This window comes from Streptomyces sp. NBC_00513, from assembly GCF_041431415.1.
GTDB lineage: Bacteria > Actinomycetota > Actinomycetes > Streptomycetales > Streptomycetaceae > Streptomyces.
Map to the genome: position 1 here is coordinate 6450076 of NZ_CP107845.1, position 25025 is coordinate 6475100.

The 25025-nt window shown below is 71.5% G+C and carries 19 protein-coding genes; 14 read left to right on the forward strand and 5 right to left on the reverse strand.

Translation table 11 applies throughout. The features are described 5' to 3' along the window. Positions 1-190: 190 nt before the first annotated feature. Complete coding sequence (locus OHA84_RS29445; RefSeq protein ID WP_266968974.1) at positions 191-2482, reverse strand: alpha-N-acetylglucosaminidase; 2292 nt, start codon at positions 2480-2482, stop codon at positions 191-193. A gap of 59 nt (positions 2483-2541) precedes the next feature. After that, positions 2542-4224, reverse strand: coding sequence for a ricin-type beta-trefoil lectin domain protein (locus OHA84_RS29450; protein ID WP_266968972.1), 1683 nt, complete (start codon positions 4222-4224; stop codon positions 2542-2544). A 239-nt stretch (positions 4225-4463) separates the two neighbouring features. Here OHA84_RS29450 and OHA84_RS29455 point away from each other — a divergent pair, with 239 nt between their 5' ends. Together OHA84_RS29455 and OHA84_RS29460 are read left to right on the forward strand one after the other, a co-directional pair. Then, positions 4464-5123, forward strand: a complete 660-nt coding sequence (locus tag OHA84_RS29455) for a TetR/AcrR family transcriptional regulator (protein WP_053676510.1) — start codon at positions 4464-4466, stop codon at positions 5121-5123. A gap of 74 nt (positions 5124-5197) precedes the next feature. Beyond that, the gene (locus OHA84_RS29460; protein WP_053682399.1) at positions 5198-6151 is read left to right on the forward strand and encodes a serine/threonine dehydratase; all 954 of its coding nucleotides are present in this window, start codon (positions 5198-5200) and stop codon (positions 6149-6151) included. Between the two features lie 16 nt (positions 6152-6167). Here the strand turns inward: OHA84_RS29460 and OHA84_RS29465 are convergent, their stop codons facing one another. Beyond that, positions 6168-6617 (reverse strand): universal stress protein, encoded by a 450-nt coding sequence (locus OHA84_RS29465; RefSeq protein WP_266952104.1) that lies wholly within the window; start codon positions 6615-6617, stop codon positions 6168-6170. A 188-nt stretch (positions 6618-6805) separates the two neighbouring features. Here OHA84_RS29465 and OHA84_RS29470 point away from each other — a divergent pair, with 188 nt between their 5' ends. From OHA84_RS29470 to OHA84_RS29510, 9 genes are all read left to right on the forward strand, one after another. After that, positions 6806-7165: a hypothetical protein gene (locus OHA84_RS29470; protein WP_053682401.1), complete on the forward strand. Its 360-nt coding sequence runs from the start codon at positions 6806-6808 to the stop codon at positions 7163-7165. 312 nt (positions 7166-7477) lie between these two features. Beyond that, positions 7478-8812 carry a sugar ABC transporter substrate-binding protein gene (locus tag OHA84_RS29475; protein WP_266952107.1) on the forward strand — a complete coding sequence of 445 codons (1335 nt, stop codon included), beginning with the start codon at positions 7478-7480 and terminating at the stop codon, positions 8810-8812. Next, positions 8809-9714, forward strand: a complete 906-nt coding sequence (locus OHA84_RS29480; RefSeq protein ID WP_371591488.1) for a carbohydrate ABC transporter permease — start codon at positions 8809-8811, stop codon at positions 9712-9714. Before OHA84_RS29475 ends, OHA84_RS29480 begins: the two co-directional genes overlap by 4 nt. After that, positions 9711-10586 (forward strand): carbohydrate ABC transporter permease, encoded by an 876-nt coding sequence (locus tag OHA84_RS29485; protein WP_266968968.1) that lies wholly within the window; start codon positions 9711-9713, stop codon positions 10584-10586. The genes OHA84_RS29480 and OHA84_RS29485 overlap by 4 nt, the downstream gene beginning before the upstream one ends. A 48-nt stretch (positions 10587-10634) precedes the next feature. Next, entirely contained in the window at positions 10635-13658 is a 3024-nt protein-coding gene (locus OHA84_RS29490; protein ID WP_266968967.1) for a glycoside hydrolase family 38 C-terminal domain-containing protein, read from the forward strand. A 207-nt stretch (positions 13659-13865) separates the two neighbouring features. Further along, positions 13866-15899 carry an NADPH-dependent 2,4-dienoyl-CoA reductase gene (locus tag OHA84_RS29495; RefSeq protein ID WP_266968965.1) on the forward strand — a complete coding sequence of 678 codons (2034 nt, stop codon included), beginning with the start codon at positions 13866-13868 and terminating at the stop codon, positions 15897-15899. Positions 15900-15979: 80 nt separating this feature from the next. Then, complete coding sequence (locus OHA84_RS29500; RefSeq protein ID WP_053682406.1) at positions 15980-16393, forward strand: PaaI family thioesterase; 414 nt, start codon at positions 15980-15982, stop codon at positions 16391-16393. Next, positions 16390-17757, forward strand: a complete 1368-nt coding sequence (locus OHA84_RS29505; protein ID WP_266968962.1) for an MFS transporter — start codon at positions 16390-16392, stop codon at positions 17755-17757. The genes OHA84_RS29500 and OHA84_RS29505 overlap by 4 nt, the downstream gene beginning before the upstream one ends. Positions 17758-17835: 78 nt before the next feature. Then, complete coding sequence (locus OHA84_RS29510; RefSeq protein WP_053682407.1) at positions 17836-18288, forward strand: SRPBCC family protein; 453 nt, start codon at positions 17836-17838, stop codon at positions 18286-18288. A gap of 67 nt (positions 18289-18355) precedes the next feature. On the opposite strand, the gene OHA84_RS29515 is transcribed toward OHA84_RS29510, so the two are convergent. After that, complete coding sequence (locus tag OHA84_RS29515) at positions 18356-19912, reverse strand: alpha/beta hydrolase (RefSeq protein WP_266973899.1); 1557 nt, start codon at positions 19910-19912, stop codon at positions 18356-18358. A 428-nt stretch (positions 19913-20340) separates the two neighbouring features. Here OHA84_RS29515 and OHA84_RS29520 point away from each other — a divergent pair, with 428 nt between their 5' ends. From OHA84_RS29520 to OHA84_RS29530, 3 genes are all read left to right on the forward strand, one after another. Beyond that, positions 20341-21009 (forward strand): DUF4142 domain-containing protein, encoded by a 669-nt coding sequence (locus tag OHA84_RS29520; RefSeq protein ID WP_053682441.1) that lies wholly within the window; start codon positions 20341-20343, stop codon positions 21007-21009. Between the two features lie 9 nt (positions 21010-21018). Beyond that, positions 21019-22413: a DUF1996 domain-containing protein gene (locus OHA84_RS29525; RefSeq protein ID WP_266952119.1), complete on the forward strand. Its 1395-nt coding sequence runs from the start codon at positions 21019-21021 to the stop codon at positions 22411-22413. A gap of 142 nt (positions 22414-22555) precedes the next feature. Further along, positions 22556-23380 carry an RNA polymerase sigma factor gene (locus OHA84_RS29530; protein ID WP_266952121.1) on the forward strand — a complete coding sequence of 275 codons (825 nt, stop codon included), beginning with the start codon at positions 22556-22558 and terminating at the stop codon, positions 23378-23380. Positions 23381-23526: 146 nt separating this feature from the next. Here the strand turns inward: OHA84_RS29530 and OHA84_RS29535 are convergent, their stop codons facing one another. Next, on the reverse strand, positions 23527-24708 hold the full coding sequence (locus OHA84_RS29535; protein WP_266968959.1) for a CdaR family transcriptional regulator: 1182 nt from the start codon (positions 24706-24708) through the stop codon (positions 23527-23529). Between the last annotated feature and the right edge of the window lie 317 nt (positions 24709-25025).

Genomic DNA, 25025 nt, shown 5'->3' on the forward strand with positions numbered 1-25025 from the left:
GGGGCGTCGGAAGGGGCGGCCACCGGATCGCTCCGACAGCCGCCCCTGTTCGTGTCCGGGCCAGTGAACCGACCCCCCGTCCAGTGCGGTGATCAGCCGTATGCGCTCTCCCTCTCACGAGTGTGGAATTACCCACGTGAGGGTGACGGTCACGGGAAGCCCCGGACAGTGCCGCGACCGATGGTGTAGGTCATTTCGCGGCGGGAAGCGCGGCCGCGATCCCCGACGCCAGGGCGTACGGATCCCCGACCGGCGCCTGGGCGTGCCGGGTGGTCCGCCGCGCCCACTCCTCCTCGAAGGCGTGCCAGTCGATCTGCCGGGGCACCGCCCGCCGGACCAGCGCCTCCTCCAGCGTGGCGAAGTACGCGTCCCAACGGGGTGCGTACAGCTCGGAGACGAGACCGCCCCACTCGCGGTTCGCGTAGTCGTGCAGGGAGCCTCCCTCGGAGGCGGCGCGCGGGCCCCACACGCTCAGGAGCGAGCGCGTGTCGTATTCGTACCGGTCCGCTTCCGCCCTGTCCGCGCCCCGGGAGCGGGCGGCCGAGAGGCGGGGCCCCAGGAGGAAGTTCGGGTCGGCGCTCGTGACGCCGTCCAACCGCCTCTCACCGTCGCGCCATTGGGCGGTCAACTCACGGAACAGGCGCAGGTCCTTCGCCTCGTACGCGGCCTTGATCTTCGGCAGCAGCACCCGCGAGTGGTTCGCCAATGCCTGCCGGGCCGTGTCCACCAGGTCGTACCGGTAGGCGCTGGAAGCCCGCAGCGGCGGGGCCACCTTCAGCAGGTGGTCCAGGGCGCGGCGCACCGAACCGGCCGGATAGCGCATCGACTTGGGGCTCCAGCGGGCGGATCCCGCCGCGCTCAGGCTCGGTCGGGCCGTGAACAGGCCGTCCTGGGACTCCGACCACAGCCCCGATGCGGTGCTGTACGGGCCCTTGCGCAGTTCCTCCCACGCGGCCGCCGCCTCGGCGTCGGCGCGCCCGTACCGGCGGGCGGAGTACGCCGCGAACCACTTCCTCCGGTCGATCTGCCCGGACTCCCAGGCCAGGTCCGTGAAGAGGTCGAAGGCGGCGGGATCGGTCCCGGTGGCCTCCGGCATGTACGCGATGCCCGTGAGCGCGCTGTCCGGCTTGGACCGCCACGCGTCGAACCGGTCGCTCCACACCGAGGTGTTGGCGCCGATCGTGGTGTGTCCGCCGAAGTTGGGGATCGTGCCCAGCGCATAGGGCGCGCCGCCCCAACGGGCCTCCCGGTCCAACCCGTCGTACCGGTCCGACAGTCCGTCCAGGATCAACAGCTTCGAGGCGTCCACCCCGGCCAGGAGTTCCCTCCTCGGATCCTCCTGCCAGCCCAACACCGCCCACAAGGCGCCGGGATGGGCCGCCCACAGGGCCTTCTGCACCGCCCCGGCCGCCGCCGCCACGTCCACCGAACCCGTCTTGCCGCCCTCGTGCAACGGGCTCATCCGGTACATGGAGCTGTCCCCGAACACCGTCCGCTGTTCGGCGTAGTACGCGGCGGCCAGCTTCCCGAACGCGGCCGAGTTCGGGTCCAACCAGTCCGGGCGGTCGAAGCCGGCCCAGTCACCCTGCGGCACGGTCGTGGCGCCCGCGTTGCGCCCGGCGAACGCCGGCGGCACCGTGCCGAAGAAGCCCGGCAACACCGGGGTCATGCCCAGCCCGCGCAACTGCTCGGCGATCCGGCCGCCGATCCCGGCCCGCTCGCGCATCAGCCGTTCCGAGACCGGCCCGCCGAAGCCGCTCATGTTCTGCAGCAGCCACCAACTCTGGTGCGCGGGACCGGGGATCCACGCCCTCAGCTCCGCCGCCGAGTATCCGAACCGCTGGAGCGCCCGGTAGTACGGATACTCGGCGCCGACCTGCACGAACACCTCGTTGACGCCGTGCAGGGCCAGCAGGTCGATCTGCCGTCGGTGCTCCTCGAAGGTGCGGTACGGGCCCGAGTAGCCATCGTCCGTGTCGTTGAGCGCGTACCGGTGGGCGACCAGCGCGCTCCGGGTCACCGGCTTCGGCACGGCCGGCAGGCGCTCCGGCAGCATCCCCAGGCTGTCGCCGGGCCAGCCGATGTCGGCGCCCGCGACGTGCTGGAGGTACCAGCCGACCCCGGTGAGCAGGGTCGCGCCGCTGGTGCCGCGCACCGTGAGGGCGCCCGCCGTCCCGGACACCGTGAAGGTGTCCGCCGCGGCGCCCGGGTCGGGCACCAGCGTGAACTGGCCCGCGTGCCGAGGCAGCAGCCGTTCCAGAGCCTCCCGCGCCGGACGCGCGTCGAAGTCCCGGACCGCCGGAATCCGACGTACGACGGACTGCCGTACGTCGGACTGCCGCGCACCGGGCGCGGTGGGCGATCCCGCGCCCGAGGCGACCGCCCCGGGCGCCGCCCCCGCCAGGACCAGGACGAGCAGTGCCGCGGGAAGCGCCGCCACCGCGACCGTACGGCGCCCACGCGGGCGCCCGCTGCGTGTCATCGAGTCGTACCTCATTCCGTCGATCGGAGCCGTCGGACCGGAGCGTCGGACCGGAGCCGTCAGACCGGCAGGGCCCAGGTCTGGTCGATCCGGTGGTCGCCGCAAGGGGTCAGGCGCAGCCGCTCGGCCGGCGCGTCCGGGGTCGCCGCGGCCGCGGGTGCGGTCAGACACAGCCCGCTGCTCTTCTCGATCAGGGCGCCGGGACGGTCGTGCGCCCAGCTCTGCCGGGATCGCCCGGGCGCGCAGTCGGCCAGTTCCACCAGGTCGCCGTCCCCGGCCGTGAGGCACTGGTCGGCCGAGCGCAGTCGGGAGTCGGGGCCCACGGTCCACCGCTGGTCGGAGGCTCCGGTGCAGGCCGCCATGACCACCGCGCCGACACCGCTGGTGTTGGCCCCGTCGGCGCACTTGGCCGCGTTGCCGGCGATCTGCCCGGTCGGCACGGCCTTGCCGCAGCCGCGCGGGGTGAGCCGCCACACCGCGGTGTCGTGGGCGGCGACCCTGCCGGTCAGCGAGACGGTCGCCTCACGACGGGCCCCGCTCCACAGGTCCTTGACGTCGACGGCGCACGACGGGGCGAGGCCGATGTCCTCCAGCGGCACCTCGACGTCCATGGCGGCGCCGGTCCGGTTGAGGACGGCCACCGCACGGTCGCCGTTCGCGAGCGGCCGCACCATGACGTCGGAGGTGCCGTTCGAGGAGACCACCGCGCCCTGCCGGCCCAGCGGGTCCTGGTCGAGTGCGATCAGGTCGGTGTTGCCGAGCGCGGCGAGCCCGGCCGGGGTGAGCGCGGAAACCTCTGAGGAGAGGATGAAGGGGGCCGCCATCATGGCCCACAGCCCGACCTGACTGCGGCTCTCCGCCTCGGTGAGTCCGGGGGCGCCGGCGATGAGGAAGTCCGGGTCGTTCCAGTTGCCAGGGCCCGCGTACCGGCCGAGCCAACGGTTGTAGCCGTAGTTGCCGAGGACCGAACCCCACCGCGAGGTCGTGGGCGCAGCCGGGGCGTACACCTTGATGTCACGGCCCTCGCGCCACAACTGGCCGGTCTCGCCCACCCAGTCGATCACCTTGTGCCAGTCGGCGCCGCCCCATTCGCCCTGCTGGAAGTAGGCGGGCGCGGACGCGGACAGGACCATGTCGCGGCCGCTGTCGCGCAGGGCCCGGGCCACGCCGTTGTAGGCGTCGCGGTAGGCCTGTTCCTTCGTCTTGCCGGGCGGCACGTACAGGTTGCAGCCGTCCATCTTGACGAAGTCCGCCTTCCAGGACGCGAAGAGCCGGGCGTCGCGGGCGTAGTGGTCCGCGCCCCCGCCCGCGGGAGCGCCGCTGCCCGGGTAGCGTCCGCAGGTCAGCGCGCCGGCGTCCTGGTAGATGCCGAACTTCAACCCCTTGGCGTGCAGGTACTCGCCGAGCCAGGCCATCCCGTGCGGGAACCTCTCCGGGTCGGCCACCAGGTCGCCGTCGGCGTCACGGCTCTTCAGCATCCAGCAGTCGTCGACGGTCACCGTGTCGTAGCCCTTGGCGGCGAGACCGGTGGAGACGAGCGCGTCGGCGTTCGCGACCACCTTGGCCTCGTCGATGTCGCACATGTAGTGCGCCCAGTTGTTCCAACCCATGGGAGGGGTGAGGGCGAGCGGGGTGTCCGACGTGGCGGTGGGTTCGGCCACCGCCGTCGCGGGGGACAGCAGGAGGGCGAGCAGGGCGGCCGCGGTCAGACAGGGGAGCGACGCACGCGGGCGAGGCGGCACGGGGTCTCCTTGACGTGGGGGACGTACCGAGGGTCTGTCGAGCGCCCAGTGCAGCGGTGCGGCTACCCACTGTCAACACAAGTCGCGGGTTATGACCTGATGACCAGCAATATGGGTGCAGTCGACATCACGCGAAGGGTTGACGTCGCGGGCGCCCGCTTGACCGGCCCCGCGGTCGCGCGTCCCGGCGGACCAGGTGAGATACGACGTACGTGACACTGTCTGTTACGGTGTATCTCATGCCGAGAAGATCAGCCGCCCTGGACCGCGCGACCCCCGAGGCCATCGCCGTCGAAGCCCTGCGGATCCTCGACGAGGAAGGGCCGGCCGCGCTCAGCTTCCGCGCCCTCGCCGACCGGCTCGACGTCTCGCACGCCACCGTCCAGCGCCGCTGCGCCGATCTGGCGGGATTGCTGGACCTGTGCACCGAACACCTCGCGGGCCAACTGCCCGAGATCGCCGCCGGCACCGACTGGGCCGAGGCCACCGAGCAGCGGTTCTCCGCGTTCTACCGGCTGCTCACCGCACACCCCGGCCTGCTCGTACTGCGCGGTGGCCGGCCCTGGTTGGGCCGCCGACTGCTCGCCCGACTCGTGGAACCGGCGCTGGCCGACAGCGTCGCCGCCGGGATGACCGCGGCCGAGGCGATGACCGTCTACCGCCGGATGTACCTGCTCACCCTCGGCAGCGCCGCCTTCGTGGACCACCGCGATCCCGCCGGCGCCACCGCCGCGTCCCGGGCCGCCCTGGCCGCGCTGGACCCGGCCGAGTTCCCCGTGCTCTCCGGAGGCCTGGCCGACGTACTGCCCCCGCTGACCGACCACGAGGTGTACCACGGCGCCCTGCGCCAGCTGATCGAGGCCGCCCGGCCGGCCGCCGACCGGCGCGGCAGCGCCTGAACCCGCCCCGCCCCGGCCCACCACCGCCCGAACCCGCCGCCATCAGAACCCCCCGTCCCCAGAGGAGACCGTTCATGGAGCAGCAGCTCGACTACGCGGCCGTGCGCGCCGCCGCCGGCCGGATGGCCGACGCGATCCGTCCCGTCGCCGTGGTGCCCGCCGAACGGGGCGTCTGGTATGCCCTGGAACACCTCCAGCACACCGGCTCCTTCAAGGCGCGCGGAGCCCGGAACTTCCTCGTCGCGCACCGCGAGGCGGGCACCCTCCCCGCCGCCGGGGTGACGATAGCCTCCGGCGGCAACGCGGGTCTCGCCTGCGCCTGGGCGGCCCGCGCGCAGGGGGTGGCCGCGACCGTGTTCCTGCCCGTGAACGCGCCCCGTGTGAAGGTCGAGCGGCTGCGCGGGTACGGGGCCGACGTGCGGCTCGTCGGCGACCGCTACGCCGAAGCGCTGTCCGCCTGCCGGGAGTTCGCCGACGCGAGCGGCGCCCTGAGCAGCCACGCGTACGACCACCCGCTGATCGCCGCGGGCGCCGGCACCCTGCTCGACGAGATCCGGGCGGGGCTTCCGGGCCTGGACACGGTGGTCGTCGCGGTCGGCGGCGGCGGACTGTTCGCCGGTGTGGCCACCGCCGCGCGCGAGCACGGCGTACGGGTCGTGGCGGCCGAACCCGAGAACTGCCGCGCACTGAACGCCGCCCTGGAGGCCGGTCGACCGGTGGACGTCCCGGTGGATTCCGTCGCCGCCGACTCGCTCGGCGCCACCCGCGTCTCCGTCGACGCCCTGGCCGCGGCGCGACAGGGCGACGTGGTGTCGGTGCTCGTCCCCGACGAGGCCATCGTCGCCGCCCGCCGGGGACTCTGGGAAGACCACCGGATCGTGGTCGAGGCGGCCGCCGCCACCGCTCTCGCCGCCCTCCGCGGGGCCCCGGAGCCGCTGGGGGAGCGGGTCGCGGTGATCCTGTGCGGGGCCAACACGGACCCCTCGGACCTGGCGGCGCCGGCGCCCGGCCGGCAGCCGGTGCGGTAGGAGGCGGCCCCCCGCGTCAGTCCTCGTTCTCGTCCCGGACCACGACCACGGTGCTCCGTGCGTACTGGACCACCTGCTGGCTCACCGAGCCCAACAGGGCGCCCCTGAAGCCGCCGTACCCCCGCGTGCCGACCACCGTCAGCTCGGCCTCCCCCGACGCCTCGACCAACACCTTGGCCGGCGCGCCCTTTTCGACGCGTCGGAAGACCGGGACGCCCGGTGAGGTGCCGACGGCCTCGGCGACGGTGTCGGCGAGCTTGAGGCGGGCCGCCTCCTCGACGCCGACCAGGTCCTCCTGCGATGTCGGGCCCACCGCGAAGGGGTTGGTGTTCCAGTCCCAACTCATCACGGCGTGTACCCGGCCGCCGATGGCCTTGGCCTGGGCGACGGCCCAGCGCAGCGCTTCCTTGGAGTGGTTCGAACCGTCCACGCCGACGACGATCAGGGGCTCGGCGGTCTCACTCACGGTGGGTTCCTCTCGGTTCGTCCGTATTCGCGTTCCCTCCCTGTATACACGGAGAGGGGGTGTCGACCTCGAACGACGATGGTTGCCGCGGTCGAAGACTTTGGAGGACAGCCCCCCGCCCCACCGCCCTGCGACAGTCCGATCGTCACCACGATCGACGCGGTGCGGCGAGGCATGGAGGAACGGACGTGGCACAGCGCAAGGGTTGTCTGATCGGCTGCGGGGTGGTGCTCGTGCTGGGCATCGGCGCCCTCGTGGCACTCTTCCTCGGCGTCGGCAAGTTCGTGGACGCGGCCGGGAAGACCTTCGTGGAACCCGAGGTCTACCGCTCGGTGAAGGTCGGGGACGCCGAGGACGCGGTCCGCGCCAAGCTGCCCTCGGGCGAGACCTTCGTGAAGGGGGTCCTCAAGGAGGGCGGTCCGGCCGAACCGGCGGGCAGCGTCTGCTCCTGGTACGTCTCCGCGGCGGACTCCGACGGCAACGACGTGTTCCGCTTCTGCTTCAAGGACGGAAAGCTCGCGGAGAAGGTCGAGTACCGGATGAAGTAGCGGGGCCCCGACCGCCACCCGGTGGACGTTCCCGCCGTCGGGCCCGGCACCATCCCGGCCATCGACGCCCGGGGCCGCACCGGCGTGCGATCCTTCGCGGCGCCCGAGGTAAAGCGCATCAGTCCAGGTGGCGGCGGTGTTGACCGGGGCGCCCGGGTCTGCGTGCGGGCCCGCCGGCGCGGTGCGGGATGCGGGGATACCCGGCCGGCGGGACCTCGGGCACGTTGACGGGCCCGGCCCTTCGAGCCAGCGTGGGCGCCGCGCTCCGGCAGCGAGGCCGGAACCGCCGGAACCCCTCCGAAGGCGGCGACGATGACCCGTTCCCCCGCGCTCCGCACGGCCATCGCCACACTCGTGGCCGGAGCACTCCTGTCCACCGCGGCATGCGGCATGAACGCCGCCCCGGACGACGTGAAGGAGGCGAGGAGGACCGGCCGCGTGGCGGGCGCGATCACCTTCCGCACCCTCCAGCTGAAACCCGCGTACACCTCCTACGTCCAGGGGGTCATCGACGCCTTCGAGGCGAAGTACCCCGAGGTGAAGGTGAGATGGGAGGACGTGCCGGGCGACGGTTACAACGAGAAGCTCGTCGCCGACGCCCGGGCCGGGGCTCTCCCGGACGTGGTCAACCTCTCCACCGACTCCTTCCAGCTCCTCGGCGACCGGGGCATGCTCGCCGATGTGGCCGCGCTCGACGCGGAGGTCGCCGAGGACTACGTCCCGGGCTCCTGGGAGCAGTTCAAACTCCCCGGCAAGGGCGACGGCGTGTTCGCCTATCCCTGGTACGTGACCCCCGAGATCCTCACCTACAACGAGGAACTCTTCGAGCGGGCAGGCCTGGACCCGGCCCGACCGCCCACCACCGTCGAGCAGTTCTTCGACTGTGCCGAACGGATAGCCGCCCGCTCCGGCGGCCGCTACGCCGCGTTCATGGCGGACCCCAAGGGGCGACTGCCCGGCGACTGGCAGAAGATGGGCGTCCCGATCCTCGACGCGAGCGGGAGCGCGTTCACCTTCGACACCGACAAGGCCGTCGAGTGGGTCGAACGCATGAAGGACCTGTACGCCAAGGGCGCGATGCCCAAGGAGTCGCTCCTCAAGGCGGACGACATCAACCAGTTGTACGGCGGCGGGAAACTGGTCTTCGGGCCGGGCTCCCCGGGCTTCGTCAAGGACATCAAGCGCAACGCCCCACAGGTCTACGCCCACACCCGGGTCGCGGGCGCCGTCACCGGGACGCTCGGCCACATCGGCATCTACGCACAGTCGCTCGGCATCCGGAAGGACACCGAACACCCGGACGCGGCGGCCGAGTTGGCCAAGTGGGTGACCAACGGACCCAACCAGGTCGAGTTCGCCAAGAAGGCCACCATCTACCCCTCCAACGCCCGGGGACTGACCGACCCGTACTTCGCGGACCGGGGAGACGGCAAGGACGCCGAGACCGTGGCCCGCGCGATCGGCGCCGAGCAGCTGAGGACCGCGGACCTCGACGCCAACACCCCCGTGCAGTGGACCAACCAGGTCGGTGACGCGGTGGTCCGCGAGATGCAGCGGGCCATCCAGGGCGAGCTGGACCCCAAGGCGGCGGTGAGGAAGGCACAGGAGGAGGCGAACAAGCTGCTCGCCGACGCGGCGAACCGGTGAGGGGTCACGCCGAGGCGGAGACGGGACTCCTCCACCGCACCTGGTGGACGCCCTACCTCTTCCTGGCCCCCGGACTGCTGATGGTGACCTTGTTCAGCCTCTGGCCGTTCGTCAACACCGTCCTGCTCTCCTTCACCGACGCCCGGATCCTGCGCGGCGGCGGGTTCGTCGGCCTCGACAACTACCGGCGCGCCCTGGCCGACCCCGACTTCTGGGTCGCGACGGGCAACAGCGTGGTGTACCTGCTCGTCGTCGTGCCGTGCCTGGTCTTCCTGCCGCTGGCCCTCGCCGTCCTCGTCCAGACCAGGGTTCCCGGCATCGGCTTCTTCCGGTCCGCCTTCTACACACCGGTGATCGCCTCAGCCGTCGTCGTCGGCCTGATCTGGCAGTGGGTGCTGCGCAGTGACGGGCTCGTCAACACGGTCTTCCGGAAGCTGAGCATCGTCTCCGAACCGATCCCGTTCCTCACCGACAGCACCATGCTGCTGGTCTCCGCGATGATCGTGACCGTGTGGAAGGGCCTCGGCTACTACATGGTCTTCTACCTGGCCTCCCTCGGGAACGTCCCCGCCGCCCTGCACGAGGCGGCGGCCCTGGACGGCGCGGGCGCGGTCCGGCGCTTCTTCAGCATCACCGTCCCGCAGGTGAAACCGATGATGCTGTTGGTCGGCACCCTCTCCGCCATCTCCGCGCTGCGCGTGTTCACCGAGATCTACATCCTCGGCGGCGAGAGCGGGGGACCCGGCGGCGGCGCCCGCACCCTGCCGTTCCTCATCCGGCAGGTCGGCCTGGGCTTCTCGGGCGAGACCGGCTACGCCTCGGCCATCTCCATCCTGCTGTTCCTGCTGACGCTGGTGTTCAGCCTGCTGGGCCGCCGCCTCTCCAAGGGAGACGAGAGTTGAGCACACGGGTCTCCCTCGTCGCGGAGCCGTCCCGGAGGGCCGGGAGCGGTCGCGGGCGCCGACTGCTCGGCCTGGCCGGCCGGTACGCGACGCTGATCGCCGTGCTCGTGGTCATGCTCGGGCCGATCGTCTGGCAGTTCCTCACCTCGATCCGCGGTCGCACCGAGAACGTGTACGACGGGGTGTTGCCCGCACAACCCACCCTGGACAACTACCTCCGGGTCGCCGAATCGTTTCCCCTGCTCCAGTACGTCGGCAACACCCTCGTCGTGGCGGTCCTCGCGATCACCTCGAACACCGCCTTCTCCGCGATGGGCGGCTACGCGCTCTCCCGCGCCGGCTGGAAGGGCCGCCGAACCGTCTTCACGGTGCTCGTGGCGACCCTGATGTTCCCCTTCGAATCCGTGATGATCTCGATGTTCCTGACGATCCGCGACATGGGCCTGGTCGACACCCTCGTCGGCGTGTGGCTGCCCGGCGCCGTCTCCGTCCTCAACATCATGGTCATGCGCGCGGCCTTCCTCGCCGTGCCCCGGGAGGTGGAGGAAGCCGCGGTGCTGGACGGAGCAGACGAATGGGCGCGCTTCACCCGGGTGTTCCTGCCCACCGCCAAGGGCGCCCTGGCCGTCGTGTGCATCACCAGCTTCATGGGCGCCTGGGACGACTTCCTGTGGCCCCTGCTCGTCCTCACCGACAGCGACCACTACACCCTGCAACTCGGCCTGAAGACCCTGGCCGGGGCCACCACCGTCAACGACCAGCGGCTCATCGCCGCCGGTGCGATGGCGGCGCTCCTGCCCATGCTGCTCCTCTTCCTCGCCCTCCAGCGCTTCTTCTTCAAGGGCGTGGGCGACGGAGCCGTCAAGACCTGAGCGCCGCACCCACCCACCACACGACCTCTCCCTCCTGGAGCAGCCGTCATGCACGACGACCGCAGCGTCACCGAACTCCGCCTCCGCCGGGTCCTCACGGAGCGGATCAAACCCGCCGTACGCTCCCGCCCGGTCCCGCTCACCGTCGAGCGCTGGGACGCCCCGGGAGAGCCCGTCCCCGTGGCCGAAGGCCTCGCCGCGCCGTACGAGCCCTGCGCCGTCGGCGAACCGTGGGGCCCGGCCTGGGGCACCACCTGGTTCAAGGTCACCGGGGTCGTCCCTGCCGACCACGCGGGCCGCGTCGTCGAAGCCGTCCTCGACCTCGGCTTCGACCGGATGATGCCCGGCTTCCAGTGCGAAGGCCTGGTCCACCGCGCCGACGGCACCGAGATCAAGGCACTCAACCCCTACAACGACTGGGTCCGCGTCACCGACCTCGCCGAGGGCGGCGAGCGGATCGAGTGGTACGTGGAGGCCGCCGCCAACCCCGTGCTCGTCGATCACCGGGCCACCCACGAGGGCGACCGACTGACCAGCGGACACCAACCCCTCTATCGGCTCGCCCGGATGGACCTGGTCGTCTTCGAGACCGAGGTGTGGGAACTCGTCCAGGACCTCGACGTCCTCCACGACCTCATGGCGCAGCTCGGCGCGGACGACGCCAGACGGTACGAGATCCTGCGCGCCGTCGACGCGTCGCTGGACGCGGTGGACCTCGGCGACATCCCCGGCACCGCCGGCGAGGCCCGCACGCGGCTCGCCGCCGTCCTCGCCGCGCCCGCCCACGCCTCCGCGCACCGGATCAGCGCGGTCGGCCACGCCCACATCGACTCGGCCTGGCTGTGGCCGCTGCGCGAGACGGTCCGAAAGGTGTCCCGCACCACCTCCAACATGGTCAACCTGATGGACGAGCACCCCGAGTTCGTCTTCGCCATGTCCCAGGCCCAACAGTTCGACTGGATCAAGACCCACCGTCCCGAACTCTTCGAGCGGATCAAGAAGAAGATCGCGGACGGACAGTTCGTGCCGGTGGGCGGCATGTGGGTCGAGTCCGACACCAACATGGTCGGCGGCGAGGCCATGGCCCGCCAGTTCCTCTACGGCAAGAAGTTCTTCCTCGACGAGTTCGGCATCGAGACCCACAACGTCTGGCTGCCCGATTCCTTCGGCTACACCGCCGCCATGCCCCAGATCGTCAAACTGTCCGGCGCCCGCTGGTTCCTCACCCAGAAGATCTGCTGGTCCCAGGTCAACGCGTTCCCGCACCACACCTTCTGGTGGGAGGGCATCGACGGCAGCCGCGTCTTCACCCACTTCCCGCCCGTCGACACCTACAACAGCGACCTCGGCGGGGCGCAGCTCGCGCACGCAGCGCGCAACTACCGCGAGAAGGGGCGCGGTTCACGTTCCCTCGTCCCCTTCGGCTGGGGTGACGGCGGCGGCGGACCCACCCGCGAACACCTGGCCCGCGCCCGCCGACAGCGGAACCTGGAGGGATCACCGCGCGTCGAGATCGAACGGCCCGACGCCTTCTTCGAGAAGGCCCACGCCGAGTACGAGGACGCCCCCGTCTGGGCCGGCGAGCTGTACCTGGAGCTCCACCGCGGCACCTACACCTCCCAGGCCAAGACCAAACAGGGCAACCGGCACAGCGAATCCCTCCTGCGCGAAGCCGAGTTGTGGGCCGCGACCGCGGCGGTGCGGGTGCCGGGGCAGGCCTACCCGTACGAGGACCTGGAGCGGATCTGGAAGACCGTGCTGCTGCACCAGTTCCACGACATCCTGCCCGGATCCTCCATCGCCTGGGTGCACCGCGAGGCACGCGAGACGTACGCGAGGGTCCGGGAGGAGCTCACGGCGATCACCCGCGCCGCGCAGCTCGCGCTGGCGGGGGAGGGAGCGGAGCGGCTGGTCTTCAACTGCGCCCCGCACGCCCGACGCGGTGTCCCCGCGGGCGGAGCGGCTCCGCCCGCGCCGGCCGGTCGGTCGGTGACGGTGGGGGAGCGGGCGGGCGGTGGGCACGTCCTCGTCAACGGGCGGCTGCGCGTGGAGATCGACGGCCGGGGCCTGATCGTGTCGGCGTACGACCTGGAGGCGGACCGGGAGTCGCTCGCGCCGGGAGGCGCGGCCAACCTGCTCCAGATCCACCCCGACTTCCCCAACATGTGGGACGCCTGGGACATCGAGGCCTTCTACCGCCACCGGGTCACCGACCTCGTGGAATGGGACGCCCTGGAGGTCACGGAGAGCGGCCCGGAGGCGGCGACGGTGCGGGTCACCCGCTCCTTCGGCTCCTCCCGGGCGACGCAGTCGATCACCCTGCGATCGGAGTCCAGGACGGTGGACCTGGTCACCGAGGTGGACTGGCACGAGACGGAGAGGTTCCTCAAGGCCGCTTTCCCGCTCGACGTGAAGGCCGAACGCTCGTCCTCGGAGACCCAGTTCGGACACGTCCACCGGCCCACCCACACCAACACCTCATGGGAGGCCGCCAAGTTCGAGATCTGTGCCCACCGGTGGATCCACGTGGAGGAACCCGGCTGGGGGGTCGCGCTGCTCAACGAGTCCACCTACGGGCACGACGTGACCCGTGACGTGCGGCCCGACGGCGGCCAGACCACCACGGTCCGACTGTCCCTGTTGAGGGCTCCGCGCTACCCCGACCCGGAGACGGACCAGGGAGCCCACACCCTGCGCCATTCCCTCGCGCCCGGCGCGAGCCTCGGGGACGCCGTACGGGAGGGACACGCGCTGAACCTGCCGGAACGGGTCGTCACCGGCGCCGGCCCGGTCGCCCCCTTGGTCGCCGTGGACGACGACGCGGTGGTCGTCGAGGCGGTCAAGCTCGCCGAGGACCGCGGCGGGGACGTGATCGTCCGTCTCTACGAGTCCCGGGGCGGGCGGGCCGTCGCCCGGCTGACGGCGGGCTTCCCGATCTCGGCCGCCGTCGAGAGCGACCTGCTGGAACGGCCGCTGGAGGGCGTGGCCGTCGGCGCCCCGGCGGCGGACGGCACGGTGCGGCTGACCCTGCGCCCGTTCCAGATCGTCACGATCCGCCTGCGCCGGGCCTGACCCCCGGCCCCGGCCCGGTGCGACCCCGGGCCGGGGCCCCGGCCTCGTGAGCTGTGCCACAGCCCGAGACCGCACAGGCCGTGCGGCACGTGAATCCCCGGCCGAAACGCCCGGAACCGCCCCGGTATCGGTTATGCACCTAGTTGCAAAAGCCCTCGCGCCTCGCTAGAACAGGTTCATCACCCCCGCGCGAGGAGGCACACCCCGATGAGTCCGCAGAGTTCCCACAGCCGGTACCCGCACCTGCTGAGCCCCCTGGACCTCGGCTTCACCACCCTGCCGAACCGCGTGATCATGGGCTCGATGCACACCGGCCTCGAAGAGCACGCCGGCGGCTTCGAACGCCTCGCCGCCTTCTACGCCGAGCGCGCCCGCGGCGGCGCCGGCCTGATCGTCACGGGCGGCATCGCCCCCAACGACGCCGGCCGCCCCTTCGAGGGCGGCTCCCGCCTCACCACCGAGGACGAGGCCGCCGAGCACCGGGTGATCACCGAGGCCGTGCACGCCGAGGGCGGGAAGATCGCGATGCAGATCCTCCACTTCGGCCGCTACGCCTACCACAAGGACCTGGTCGCCCCCAGCCCGCTCCAGGCCCCCATCAGCCCCTTCGTCCCGAACGAGCTGACGGACATCGAGGTCGAGCGGACCATCGAGGACTTCGTCCGCGCCGCCCGGCTCGCCAAGCTCGCGGGCTACGACGGCGTCGAGATCATGGGCTCCGAGGGATACCTGGTCAACGAGTTCATCGCCGCCGCCACCAACCGGCGCACCGACCGCTGGGGCGGCGCGTACGAGAACCGGGTGCGGTTCCCGCTGGAGATCGTCCGCCGCACCCGCGCGGCCGTCGGCGAGGACTTCATCCTCATCTACCGGCTCTCCATGCTGGACCTGATCCCCGGCGGCTCCACCCTCGACGAGGTCGTCCACCTCGCGAAGGAGATCGAGGCGGCCGGCGCCACCATCATCAACACCGGCATCGGCTGGCACGAGGCCCGCATCCCCACCATCGCGACCTCCGTCCCGCGCGGCGCCTACACCTGGGTCACCAAGCGCCTCATGGGCGCGGTCTCCGTCCCGCTCGTCACCAGCAACCGGATCAACACCCCGGAGATCGCCGAGGAGTTGCTGGCCGACGGCCGCGCCGACCTGGTGTCGCTGGCCCGACCCTTCCTGGCGGACGCGGAGTTCGTGAACAAGGCCCGCGCCGGCGCCCCCGAGACCATCAACACCTGCATCGGCTGCAACCAGGCCTGCCTCGACCACACCTTCAGCGGCAAGATAACCAGCTGCCTGGTCAACCCGCGTGCCTGCCACGAGACCGAACTCGTGCTGTCGCCCACCCAGTTGAAGAAGAGCGTCGCCATCGTCGGCGCCGGGCCGGCCGGACTGGCCTGCGCCGTCTCGGCCGCCGAGCGCGGCCACGCCGTCACCCTCTACGAGGCCTCCGGGCACATCGGCGGTCAGCTCGACGTCGCCCGCCGGATCCCGGGCAAGGAGGAGTTCGAGGAGACCATCCGCTACTTCGGCACACAGCTCGCCGCCCGCGAGATCGACGTGCGCCTCAACACCCGCGCCGACGTGGACACCCTCCAGGGCTACGACGAGGTGGTCGTCGCCACCGGCGTGACCCCCCGGACCCCCGCCATCGAGGGCGTGGACCACCCCAACGTCGTGAACTACCTCGACGTCCTGCGCGACGGCGCCCCCGTCGGCGAGCGGGTGGCCGTGGTCGGCGCCGGCGGCATCGGCTTCGACGTCGCGGAGTTCCTCACCGACAGCGGCGAGGGCGCCTCCCAGGACCCCGAGGTGTACTTCCGTCACTGGGGCGTCGACACCGCCTACACCGGCCCGGGCGGTCTCACCCCCGCCGAGCGCCCCGCGTCCCCGCGCCGCGTGCACCTGCTCCAGCGCAAGGCCACCAAGGTCGGCGCGAACCTCGGCACCACCACCGGCTGGATCCACCGCGCGGAACTCAAGCACCGGGGCGTCGTCTCGGTGGCCGGCGCGACGTACGACCGGATCGACGACGAGGGCCTGCACATCACCGTCGAGGGCGAAGAGCGCCTGGTCCCCGCCGACACGGTCGTCCTGTGCACAGGACAGGAGCCGCGCCGCGACCTGTACGAGGCGCTGCGCGCGGCCGGCGTCGACGCGCACCTGATCGGCGGCGCCGACGTGGCCGCCGAACTGGACGCCAAGCGGGCCATCCGCCAGGGCACGGAGCTGGCCGCGAGCCTGTGACGACGGCCCTCTGACGACGCGGGATCCCGCGCGGATCAAAGGTGTTGTGGCGGCCCGGCCGGGCCGCCACAATTCCTCGGGTGACGCTGACACCCGCAGACGCCGACAAGATCCTCGCCGACAACTTCGCCCCCTGGGTGCTCGCCCTCGGCCTCACCGTCCGGGAGACGGGGGAGCGGCACGCCGTCCTGCGGCTGCCGTGGTCCGACGACCTGGCCCGGGACGGCGGCGGGCTCAGCGGACAGGCCCTGATGGCCGCCGCCGACACGGCCACCGTCATCGCGATCTCCGCCGCGCGCGGCGCGTACGGACCCATGACCACCGTCCAACAGTCGACCAGCTTCCAACGTCCCGTGGTCGGGGCCGATGTGCTGATCGACGTACGGATCACCAAACTCGGCAAGCGCATGGCGTTCGCGGACATCACCATGACGCCGGACGGCTCCGCGGAGCCGGCCGCCAAGGCCTCCACCGTCTACGCGCTGCTCGGGTGAGCGGGGGAGCACCCGGGCCCGCCCGGCCGTCGAACCCCTCACGCCTCTCACACCTCTCCCGCCTCTCCCGCAACAAGGACTTCAACGTCTTCTGGCTCGGCCAGGCGCTGTCCGTGATCGGCGGGTCGATCTCGCTCTTCGCACTGCCCCTGCTGGTGTTGGAAGCCACGGGGTCCCTCGCCCAGATGGGCCTGATCACCGCCGTCGGGGCGGTCTCCGCGGTCGGCACGGGACTGTTCGCGGGCCACGTGGTCGACCGGGTGGACCGCCGCCGGCTGATGATCGTCTGTGATCTGGCGCGCGCCGTACTGCTGGGCGCGGTGCCGTTCCTGTGGCTCGCGGGCCCCCGGATCTGGCTGCTGTACCTGATGACCGCCGTGGTCGGCGTGCTGAAGACGCTGTTCGACGTGGCGTACGTGACGGCCGTCCCCAACCTGGTTCCCGCCGAGGACCTCACCTCCGCCAACGGGCGGCTGATGGGCACCTTCGCCGTGGGCACCCTGGTCGGGCCGATTGCCGCCGCGGCCATCGCCACGTGGGTCGGCAAGGACTGGGCCCTGGGGGTGGACGGCGCCACCTTCCTGGTGTCCGCCGCGACCCTGCGGTGGGTGCGGCTCACCCCGCGCCCCACCCCGGACGGGACGGCGGAGGAGCGCCCGCCCGGCGGCGGGGCCGGGAGGACCCGCGAGATGTTCCTCGTCGGCTTCCGCTTCCTGTGGGCCCACGCGCTCCTGCGCCCGCTGACGGTGCTCCTCACCCTGCTGACCTTCGTCACCGTCGGCGCCACCGACCTGCTGATCTTCCGGGTCGAGAACGACCTTCGGCAGAGCACCGCCACCCTCGGCTACATCGTCGCGGTCAGCGGTCTCGGCACGCTCGTCGGCGCTCTCTGCGCCGGGAGGCTGCGTCGCCTCCTCGGGTTCGGCGTCTGCTGGCTGGGCTCCGTCGCCCTGATCGGTCTCTCCGTCGCGGGCATCGGCGTGAGCCGCGACGTGCCGACCATCGCCGCACTGGCCGCCGTGTTCATGTTCGGGCTCACCGTCGCCGGGGTCTGCTCCATGACCCTGCGCCAGGAGGTGACACCGGACCCGCTGCTGGGCCGGGTCACCTCCGTGTTCTGGACCGTGCACAACGCCTCGGGCCCGGTGGGGGCGGCCGTCCTCACCCGACTGGCCCAGACGCACGGGGTCCCGGCGATCAGCCTGGCCGCCGGAGCCTTCTGCCTGCTGCTGGTCGGGGCCGGAGTGTTCACCCCGCTGCGCGCCGAGGGGACCGGCCGCCCGAAGGAGCCCCTCGCCGGATCACCCGGGCGCGGACCGGCCCGAAGCCTGTCAAGACGCGCACGGCCGGACCGACGCCGCTGAACCTCGGGCGGTCGCCGCCGCGCGCGAGGGCGGTCTGCCTGCGATCATGTCCCGGGGATCGTCCACCGAGGAGTGCGCATGTCCGGAGAGTTCGAGGCGAGCGTCGAGATCGACCGCCCCGTCGAGGTGGTATTCGCCTACCTGGCCGACGGCCGCAACGACCCGCAGTTCAGCCCGCGCGTCCAGGAGATCACCCGCAGTCCCGAGGGCCCCACGGCCGTCGGCACGGTCTTCCGCAGCACCGTCAAGGACGCGGGCATGAAGACGGGGCGGGAGTTCCGGATCGACGGCTTCGACCCGCCCCGGTCGATCCGCTGGACCGAGCTGAGCCGCAACCTGGTCACGGCCAACGGCGGCTACGACTTCGAACCCCTGCCCGGAGGTCGTACTCGGGTGCGGATCTTCAACACCCTCGAAGGGCACGGCGTCGGCAAGCTGCTCGTCGGGCTCGCCCTGGGCGCGGCCCGCAAGGACGCCCCCGACTTCGGCCGCCGGATCAAGGCGGCCGTGGAGGCGTCCTCCCCCCGGTGACGGACGGGCCCCGGATGAGGGGCGGGCCGGTACGTCGGCCCCCCCCCCTCACGATCAGGGCCGCGCGTCAGAACCTCTGCGGTCCGATCGGGAACGGCAGCGGGCCGCGCCGCGGCGACGCCCCGCGGCGGTCGCCGTCACCAGGCGCGGTCCGGCACGTCACGTCCCCGGCGGGCAGCCGGCCCGTGGCCAGGTAGGCGTTGACCGGCGCGTTCGCGCAGGAGGTCGGGTCGGCCAGGTACACGCCGTGCCCCTCGCCGCCCGCCACCAGCACCATCCGGGAGCCCTTCAGCGCGCGGTGCAGGCCCTGACCGCTGACGAGGGGGGTCTGGGAGTCCCACTCGTTCTGCACGGTCAGCACGTTCGCGCGGGTCCGCATCGGGGTGGGCGCCTCCAACGGTCGCTGCCAGAACGCGCAGGGCTTGATGTTGGACGCCATGTCCCCGTACAGCGGGTACGCCACCTTGTCCCTGGCCGCGTCCCGCCGGTAACGCTCGGGGTCGCGCGGCCAGTTGTCCGTGTCCGCGCACACCACGGACCAGAAGACGGCGCTGCCGTTGTCCGACGCCGGCTCCTCCGCGCCTGACCGTACGGACCGCCAACGGTTCGCGGCGCCGGGAGCCGCCGGTCGACCCTCGGCCGCGTCCTTGAGCTCCCTGACGAGCGGTGCCGCCTGCGCCGGGTAGAAGAACAGTCCGCGCGCGGCGCGTATGTCGTCTCCCGTGATCTTCTGCCCTTCGAGGACGATCGGGTCCGCGTCGGCCCGCGCCACCAGCGCCCAGAACGTGTCGGACACCGCCTTCGGGGTGTTCCCGAGCCGGAACTCGCCCGCGCGCTCGGCGGTCCACTCGGTCCACCGCTTGAACGCGGGCTCGGCCTCTGATGCCCAGACCTGGAACATGCCCCGCCAGATCCGCTGCGGGTCGACGCCACTGTCCAGGACGAAGCGGTCCGTCCGCTGCGGGAACATCTGCGTGTACACGGCGCCCAGATACGTGCCGTACGAGTAGCCCACGTACGAGATCCTGCGCTCGCCCAGGGCGGCGCGGATCGCGTCCATGTCACGGGCGGTGTTGCGGGTGCTGATGTGGGGGAGGACCGCACCGGCCTTCTGCCGGCACTTGTCCGCGACGGTGCGCGCCCACGCCACGTCCGAGGGGAAGGTCTCCGGCCGGTACGGCCGGTCGATGCTCTGCTCGGCGTCGTTCAGGCCGCAGGTGATGGGACTGCTGGAGCCGACACCGCGCGGATCGAAGCCGATGAGGTCGTACTTCTCGCGAACCTCCTCGGGCATCGACTCCTTCATCATCAACGGCAGGTCGAGGCCGCTGCCGCCCGGCCCACCGGGGTTCAACAGCATGACCCCGTGCCGCTTGGCCGGGTTCTCGCTCTTGACGCGGGATATGGCGAGGTCGATCGTGCGCCCGCGGGGGCGCTGGTAGTCGAGCGGAACCTTGATGGTCGCGCATTCGTACGAGGCCGGCTGGTCCGGGCTGCACCGGTGCCAGGCGGGCCCGCGTGCCGCGTCGAGGTCCGCGGGAGCGGCGGACGCCCCGGTCGCGGACAACAGCGGGACGCCGGAGGCGAGGAGACCGACGGCGAGCAGGGGTGCGAATCGCTTCATGTGCACGAAGTGCCGTTCCTTTCGGTGAGGGACGGTTCCCGCTCACCATGTGGCACACCGCGCCGCGGGCGAATCATCCCGAAGGGCGGCTTCCATGCTCCTCGCGAATGACTGCAATTCCGGACAACTGGCCGAAACTCAGGCGGCGTTCGGCCAGGCGGAGGCGAGGGCGGCAGTCACTCGTGCCCCGGGCGCCCGAACCGTACCAGCCTTTCGAGGCGTTGCCCGGATGTTTGTCCATTCGTGATGGCCCTTCCAAAAGAACACCACAACTGGCGCTAGCGTCCCTAGCCACCCGGGAGTTCGGACGGTTGAGGTCCTGGGCGGCGTGTCAGACGCCGCCCGCGGCCCCTCCGACTTTGAGTCCCTCCCGGTCCACGCAGCAAGGAGGCACAGTGCCGTCAATCCGCCGGTCTTCCATCGGCAGCATGTCGGTCGCGTCGAGACACGTGATGGGAACGGGCATGGTCATCGGAGCCCTCGCCTTCACGTTGATCGCGCTGCTGATTCCCGTGCAGAGCTTCGGTGGCAGAGCCTCCGCGGCCGCCTCGGCCCCGGCGGGCGACGACGACGGCGCCGGGGTGCTGAGTACCGCCTTCGGTCCACTGACCCCCCAGGACCGAGACTTCATCCGCAAGGTGCGCCTCGCCGGACTCTGGGAGCTGCCCGCCGGGCGTCAGGCCCAGGAACGCGGTGCGCGCCCCACGGTGCGGACCGCCGGGGAGCACCTCATCGAAGGCCACACCGAACTCGACCGCCGCGTCATAGAGGTGGGAGGCGCCCTCGGCGTCCAACTGCCGGACCGGCCGAGTGATCAGCAGCAGGGCTGGCTCAACCAGATGACCGCTGCCCAGGGTGACGAGTACGAACGCGTGTTCGTCCAGCTGCTGCGTCGGGCCCACGGCAAGGTGTTCGCGCTGGTCGCCCAGATCCGGGCCCAGACCCGCAACTCCATGGTCCGCGAGTTGGCCAATGACGCCAACACCACAGTCCTGGACCACATTTCGGTCCTCGAAGCCACCGGGCTGGTCGACTTCGACGGCCTGGTGGACGCCACTCCCACCCCCTCCACTGTTTCCCGACCCCCGACGAAGTGAAGTGATCGCATGAGTCAAAAGGGCCACAAACGCCGCTTGCGGCCGACGCACAAGGCCCTCGCCATCGTGTCCGCCCTGGTCCTGGGCGGCGGCGGGGTCGTGATCGTCGCGCAGGGGGCATCCGCCGGGCAGGACTCCGCGCGGACGGCGCCGGTGACGGCCACCATCGACTGTCCCGACGTGGGCGACAAACTTCGCGCGGTGCCCGACCAGGCCAAGCCCGAAGTCGACGCCAAACTCGCGCAGTTGGACACGCAGATCGCCGACTCCTACAAACGCCTCGCCACCGGCAAGGCCAAGGGCGGCGCACTCCTCGGCGAGCTGAAGCAGAAGCGCGACAAGACCATCGCCGACATGTCGAAGGCGATCGGCCAGTCCGGTGGCAACGCCGGGCAGTTGCAGGCCCTCGGCGGCTGCGAGATGAAGCAGGCCGCAGCCGCCGACATCCCGGACGCGCCCGGAGCCCAGGTCGGCGCCCAGGCGGCAGCCCCCCAGAACCAGGCCGCCAAGGGTGCCAACGGCGGCGGGCCGGCAAGCAGCGACTTCGTCGCCATCAACACGGTGCGGCCGAACGTGGCCAACCCCGGCGTGAAGGCCGGCGGCTCCCGGGGCCAGCTGTCCGTGCAGTGCGGACGCAACCAGGAGAAGCACTTCAACCCCGACAACGTCATCGTCGCCCCCGGCGTGAGCAACGGCGCCCACCACATGCACGACTACGTCGGCAACAGGACCACGGACGCCTTCTCCACCAACAACAGCCTGGCCGCCTCCGGCACCACATGCACCAACGGCGACCAGTCCACCTACTACTGGCCGGTCCTGCGCCTTCGCGACGGACGCGCCGAGAAGGACGCCAACGCCCCCGGCGGCGGCCAGGACGCCAACATCGGCACCATCCTCCAGCCGAAGCAGGTGACCATCGACTTCAAGGGCAGCCCCGTCGCCAAGGTCACCGCCATGCCGCGCTTCATGCGCATCATCACCGGTGACGCCAAGGCCTTCACCAACGGCAACGCCAACGCGAACGCGTCGTGGAGCTGCACGGGCTTCGAGAACCGCCAACTGAAGGACAAGTACCCGATCTGCCCCAAGGGCAGTGACGTGGTGCGCACCTTCAAGTTCCAGAGCTGCTGGGACGGCAAGAACACCGACAGCGCCAACCACCGCACCCACGTGGCCTTCGCCGCCGCCAACGGCGCCTGCCCGGCCGGAATGAAGGCCATCCCGCAGCTGGTCCAGCGGATCGTGTACGGAGTGGCGCCCGGCGCGAAGTTCGCCGTGGACAGCTTCCCCGAGCAGTTGCACAAGCCGGTCACCGACCACGGCGACTTCATCAACGTCATGAACAACAACCTGATGAACAAGGCCGTCCAGTGCATCAACGGCGGGCGCGCCTGCCGCTGAGACTCTCGGGGCGTCGCCCTCCTCCCACCCTCCCCCGCGTCGCCCCGAGAGCGGTGCCGGTCCGAAGCCGACTTCGGACCGGCACCGCCCTTTTTGCCGTCCCGAACGGGGCCCGCGGGCCCCGGAGCACGTGAGGAGCGACATGTCCGGCCCCTCAGACACATCCGGCCGGTCCCGCGCGCCCGGCCGGATCGGCACGTCCGGCCGCGTCGGCGAGTCCGATCGGGAACTCATCCGGCGGATCAGACGGTCCTGTGCCCGCGAGGCCCTGGACACCGAGGCCTTCGAGCTCCTTTACCGACGCCACCGCCCCGCGGCCCTCGCCTGTGCCCGAGCCTGTAGCCGGGCCCCGCAGGACGCCGAGGACCTCGTCTCCGAGGCTTTCCTGCGCACCCTCCAGGCCGTTCGCTCCGGCTCCGGCCCCAGGGACCACTGGCGCCCGTACCTGCTCACCGTCGTCCGGCACACGGCAGTCGAGTGGCGGGCCGGGGACGAACGCGTCATCCTCACGCCGGATGTCGAGTCCTGGTGCCGCCCCGGCCCCTCGGGGGGCGATCCGCAACGCCGGCTGGTGGACGGCGAGAACCGCCGGCTCGCCGCACGTTCCTTCCGCAACCTGCCCGAGCGCTGGAAAGCCGTCCTGTGGCACACCCTCGTCGAGGACGACTGCCCGCACCAGGTTCCCGTACTGCTGGGCATCACCCAGAGCGCCGTGACCTCGCTGGCCTTTCGCGCCCGCGAGGGGCTGCGCGAGGCGTACCTGGGCGCCCACGTGGACCCGGCCGACGACGCGCGCTGCCGCCACTTCGTCAGCCTGCTCGGCGCCGCGGTCAGGCGGCGCGGGGTTTCCCGCCGGCTCGCCCGCCACCTCTCGGTCTGCCGCTCCTGCGCGCGGGCCTACCGGGAGCTGAGCGACCTCAACACCGCGCTGCGCCCCGGCGCTCCGGGGGTGGCCGCACGCCTGTGACCCGGTGCTGGACGCGAAAGAAACCATCGCGAAAGGAACCGACACGACAGGAACCGACACCAAAGGAACCGACACGAAAGGAGCCGGCCCTCCCCCCGCAGATGCGGGGGGAGGGCCGGCTCCTTTCGTCGGGGGTGCTGTTCGGGTTAGAGGCCGTTGACTCGGGCCATGCGTCCGGCGCCCAGTGGTGGGCGGAAGTCGGCGGTGACGACGCGGGCCCTGCGGGTCACTCGGGAGTGTTGGCGTCTGACCTGGGCCATGAGGCGCCTGCTGCGGAGGGCCATTTCGAGTTCGAAGCGGGTGCGGGGGTCGCGGAGTCCGGGGCCGAAGAGCTTCTCGAGTTGGCGCATGCGGTAGCGGACGGTCTGGGGGTGGACGCTGAGGGCTTTCGCGGCTTCGGGTGCGCCGCCTCCTTCGAGCCAGGCGAGGAGTGTGACTTCGAGTCGTTCGCTCTGGCGGGGGGTGAGGTCGGCGAGGGGGCGCAGCCAGCGGGTGGCGAGTGCGTGGGCGAGGGGTTCGTCCTGGAGGAGCATGAGGGTGGAGAGGTGGTCGTCGACGAACACGGCGCGTGCTTCGGGGCCGGAGCGGGTGGGGGTGAGGTTGAGCAGGCGTACGGCCCAGCGGAGGGAGGAGGCGGTGTCGCGGGGTGGGACGGGGTGTCCGACGGCGGCGAATCGGCCGCGCAGGGAGCTCTCGAGTGTGGTGCGGGTGTCCGGGTCGGGGGCGGGGACCAGGAGGCAGGGTTGGCCGTTGACCAGTCCGGCCAGGGCGTCGTCGAGGACGGCCGCGAGTTGCTGGGTTTCGCCGGGGGAGACCAGGGCGATGGCCCGGACGGAGGAGGGCAGCGGCCAGCGGGCCGCGCCGGCCAGTTCGGCCAGGGCTATATCGGACATGGGCATGTCAGACGTGAGAACGGCGAAGAGCTCTCGCCGAGCACGTTCGGGCCCTGTGCTGAATCCCTGGGAGGGGACCGCCTTGAGCGTGGGCAACGAGCCGCCGCCGTGCACGTCCTGAGGGAAGAGCGCGTCCGCGTCCTGCTGCCGAGGGTTTCGGGCCGGCTCTGCCTGCCGGGCCGGCTGAATCTGATCTGCTGCCTCATCCTGCGGTGTTACCGACGGTTCGCGGTAACCGAGGACCGTGAGCAGGGCCGACTCCACGTGCTCTCTGACGATCTCGTCGTCGATGTCCTCGATGAGAGTGGAGAAACCGGGGATGTCGCTCCGCAGTTCCTCCACGATCCCCGCGGCCAGCGCGGGTAGTTCCTTTCGCAGGACCCGGGTCCATTCGCCGCGTGGGCGGGACCAGATGCGGTTCAGAAGTTCGCACATTGTTACCTCGTTCATGCCGGGGTATGGCCTGCCCCGTGGGAGGGTGACAAGCCTGTAGGGGCTGTCCTCCTCCCCGTCGACGTCAGTGCCGACGGGGGAGTTGAGCGCCTCGTACTCCCTCCAGGAGCATGCCAACCACTTGCAGTCCCGCGACCTTGCCTAGATTTTGCCAACGGGGAGGTGTGGCGGCGGACAAGGCGTGAACCTCGTTGCCGCCGCACCACTGGAAGGGAATCTTCCGGGGATGTTTGAGTCGATGACTGCGCGGGGGCCAGAAATTATCACGTTTCGATAAATCCCGTGGAGGTGCTGCGAAG